The sequence below is a fragment of the Dietzia sp. HMSC21D01 genome, assembly GCF_001815995.1.
GTDB classification, from domain to species: domain Bacteria; phylum Actinomycetota; class Actinomycetes; order Mycobacteriales; family Mycobacteriaceae; genus Dietzia; species Dietzia cinnamea.
In genome coordinates this window covers 1-3,340 of the sequence record NZ_KV823804.1, presented here as the reverse complement: position 1 = coordinate 3,340, position 3,340 = coordinate 1, and the positions used below count along the sequence as shown (strand labels likewise).

General features: G+C 72.5%; 4 protein-coding genes. All 4 read left to right on the top strand.

The window, feature by feature from the left end; genetic code table 11:
* Nucleotides 1-514, top strand: a 514-nt coding sequence (locus HMPREF3086_RS04305) for an urease accessory protein UreF (protein ID WP_305790927.1), incomplete at its 5' end; no start/stop codon positions are given.
* Nucleotides 515-686: 172 nt separating this feature from the next.
* Entirely contained in the window at nt 687-1,889 is a 1,203-nt protein-coding gene (locus tag HMPREF3086_RS04300) for an MFS transporter (protein ID WP_083324295.1), read from the top strand.
* Between the two features lie 49 nt (nt 1,890-1,938).
* The gene (gene ureG, locus HMPREF3086_RS04295; RefSeq protein WP_061914951.1) at nt 1,939-2,574 is read left to right on the top strand and encodes an urease accessory protein UreG; all 636 of its coding nucleotides are present in this window, start codon (nt 1,939-1,941) and stop codon (nt 2,572-2,574) included.
* Nucleotides 2,571-3,340 (top strand): urease accessory protein UreD (locus HMPREF3086_RS04290; protein WP_070720320.1); only part of this gene is annotated, 770 nt, incomplete at its 3' end. The genes ureG and HMPREF3086_RS04290, both read left to right, overlap by 4 nt.

Genomic DNA, 3,340 nt, shown 5'->3' with positions numbered 1-3,340 from the left:
CGACGCTCCCGCGCCCCCCGGCCCCGGCCCCGACCCTTCCCCGCTGCTGGCCGCCCTGACCTGCATCGACCAGCGGCTCCACGCCACCCGGTTGACCCGCGAGTTCCGCGACGGCGCCACCCGCACGGGCACGCAGGTGCTCGACCTGGCCGCCGATCTGCTCGACGACCCGGTGGTCTCGGCGTGGAACGACCACGTCCGGGCCCGCCGGTCGCCGGGATCGCAGTCGGTGGTCATGGGCGTCGTGTACGCCCGCGGCGGGCTGAGCCAGCGCGAGGCCGTGGCCGCAGACCTCACCGCCCTGGTGATCAGCCTCTCGGGCGCCGCGCTGCGGCTGCGCCTGGCTGATCACCGCAGTGCGCAGGCCCTCGTCCGCGGCGCGGCCCCGGTGATCGCCGAGGTCACCGACGCCGCCGTGGGCCGCACGCTCGAAGAGCTGGGCGGGTTCGCGCCCGTGCTGGACCTGGCGTCGTGCCACCACGAGCGGGCCGAGGCGCGGCTGTTCGCGTCCTGACCACAGCGGCCGCCCCGTCGCGCCTCCGGCCGCACCGGCTCTGACCTGCGGTGCCCTGAGCGGTCCCTGCAGGGCGGCCCAGGTCACGATGATCCGCTGAGCGGGCCACCCGGCGGCGTGACGAGGGCGAGGGCCTACGCTGGCCCGCGTTCGCGACGAACCGGGAGGGCCTGTGAACGAGGACGCGGCTGGCTTCGGCGTGGGCCTGCATCTGGGGACCCCGCCGTACCGCCGGCTGCTGGCGGCGCTGTTCTTCATCGGTGTCGCGACGTTCGCCCAGCTCTACTCGCCGCAGGGGCTGCTTCCGCTGATCGCGGACGACCTCCACGTCAGCCCCGACCGGGCCGCGCTCATGATCTCCGCCGCGACCCTCGGGGTGGCGTTGGGCGTGATCCCGTGGTCGTATGTCGGCGACGCGGTGGGCCGCAAGCAGGCGATGCTCACCGCGATCGCCCTGGCCTGCCTCTGCGCCGCGCTGATCACGGTCATGCCCGGGTTCTGGTGGATGCTCGCCCTGCGGTTCGTCGAGGGCCTCATGCTGGGCGGCGTGCCCGCCCTGGCCGTGGCGTACCTCAGCGAGGAGGTCAGCCCGAAGGTCGCCGCGATCGCTGCGGGTACATACGTGTCCGGCACGACCGTCGGCGGCCTCGCCGGGCGGATCATCGCGGCGCCCGTCGGCCAGGCGGTCGGCTGGGAACTCGGGATGCTCACGGTCACGGGCCTCGCGATGATCTGCGTGCTCGTCTTCCTGCGCACCGCTCCGCGCGCCCAGAACTTCACCCCGCGCGTGACCCGGCTGCGGGAGGCGATGGCCGCGCTGTTGGGCAACCTGCGGTCGCCGACGTTGTGGGTGATCTACCTGCAGGGCTGCCTCACCATGGGCGGGTTCGTGGCCGTGTACAACTTCCTCGGTTTCCGCCTGGCGGACCCGCCGTTCTCGCTGCCCATCTGGCTGGTGTCCTTCATCTTCCTGGCCTACCTCGCTGGGACCGTCTCGGCGCCCCGGGCCGGAGTGCTGGCCTCCCGCTTCGGCCGCAAGCCGGTGCTTATCGCGGGGAATCTCACCATGATGGCCGGCACGGCGCTCACCCTGGTCGTCGATCTGTGGGCGATCGTCGCCGGCACGGTGATCCTCACGGTGGGGTTCTTCGCCGCGCACGCCGTGGCCTCGGGCTGGGCGGGGTCGGCGGCGGTGGCGGGGCGCTCCCAGTCCTCGTCGCTGTACAACCTGGGCTACTACGGCGGTTCGTCGCTGTTCGGGTTCGTGGGCGGGATATTTCTGCAGCTGGCGGGATGGCCGGGAACCGTCGCGATGGTGCTGGGCCTGGGCATCGCCGCGACCCTGCTGGCCGCGCTGGTCCTGCCGAGGAACTAGAGCAGAGCGCGCAACAGAATCGAAACACGACTGCACTAGCGTCTCGCCCATGGCAGAGGCACAGCAGGTGTTGCGGATCGGGATCGGTGGACCGGTGGGCTCCGGCAAGACAGCGCTCATCGAGGCGCTGGTCCCCGAGCTGATCGCCCGGGGTCGCACCCCGGCCGTGATCACCAATGACATCTACACGCAGGAGGACGCCGAGCACGTTCGCCGCACCCTGGTCGGCGTGCTGGACCCGGCGCGCGTCGTGGGCGTGGAGACCGGCTCGTGCCCGCACACCGCCGTGCGCGACGATCCCACCATGAATCTGGCGGTGGGCGCCGAGATGCTCGAGGACCACCCCGACGTCGACACCCTGATCTTCGAGTCCGGCGGCGACAACCTCACGCTGACGTTCTCGCCGGCGCTGGTGGACCTCTTCGTCTTTGTCCTCGACACCGCCGAGGGGGAGAAGATGCCCCGCAAGCGGGGGCCTGGCATCACCGAATGCGACCTGCTGGTGATCAACAAGATCGACATCGCCCAGTACGTCCGCTGCGACTTGCAGGTCATGTCCTCCGACGCCGACCGCGTCCGCTCGGGCAAGCCCGTCGCGCTCACCGACTGCCTGTCCGGCACCGGCATCGATGAGGTGCTGGACTACCTCGAGTCGCGCCGGGCGGACCTGCTGCCCGCCCAGTGAGCGCGCCGCGCGGCACCGGACGAGAGATCGGCCCAGCGGGCGACCGGCTCACCCGCGCCGCCGACCCGGGGTTCGTCTGGCCCGTCGTCGCTGCCGGACCGCAGACCGGGCCCGGCGCGTTGCCCGTCGGCTCGCCCGGCAAGGTCGGCGTCCTGGACCTGGACTTCCGGCTCGATCCCCGCGACCCGGCCGGCCGGACAGTGCTGGCCGACCGCTTCCAGAAGTCACCGCTGCAGGTGATGCGGCCGCTGTACCTCGACCCGGCGGTGCCCGCGATGCCCGTGGTGTTCGTCATGTCGACCGGCGGCGGGATCGTGGGCGGCGACCGGCTCGACATGGACATCCGGTTCGCCGAGGGTGCGCACGCGCTCGTCACGACGCAGGCCGCGAACCGCGTGCACCGCATGGACGTCGGCTACGCCACGCAGGACGTCGCCCTGCGGCTCGGTGTCGGCGCGGTGTGCGAGTGGCTGCCCGACCCGCTCATCCCGTACGGCGGCAGCCGGTTCCAGCAGCGCCTCCGGGCCGAGGTGCCCGAGAGCGCGACACTCATCGCCGCCGACATCCTCACCGCCGGACGCGTGGCACGCGGCGAGCACTGGGATGTGGACGCATGCGTCTCGACGGTCGAGATCGAGCGGCCAGGCGGCGTCCCGCTCGTCGTGGACACCACCCGCATCACCCCCGACGAGGCCGGGCATCCGCTGGTCACCGGCGACGCCGACGCGATCGGCACGCTGTTCGTGGTGGCCCCCGGCCCCGCCGA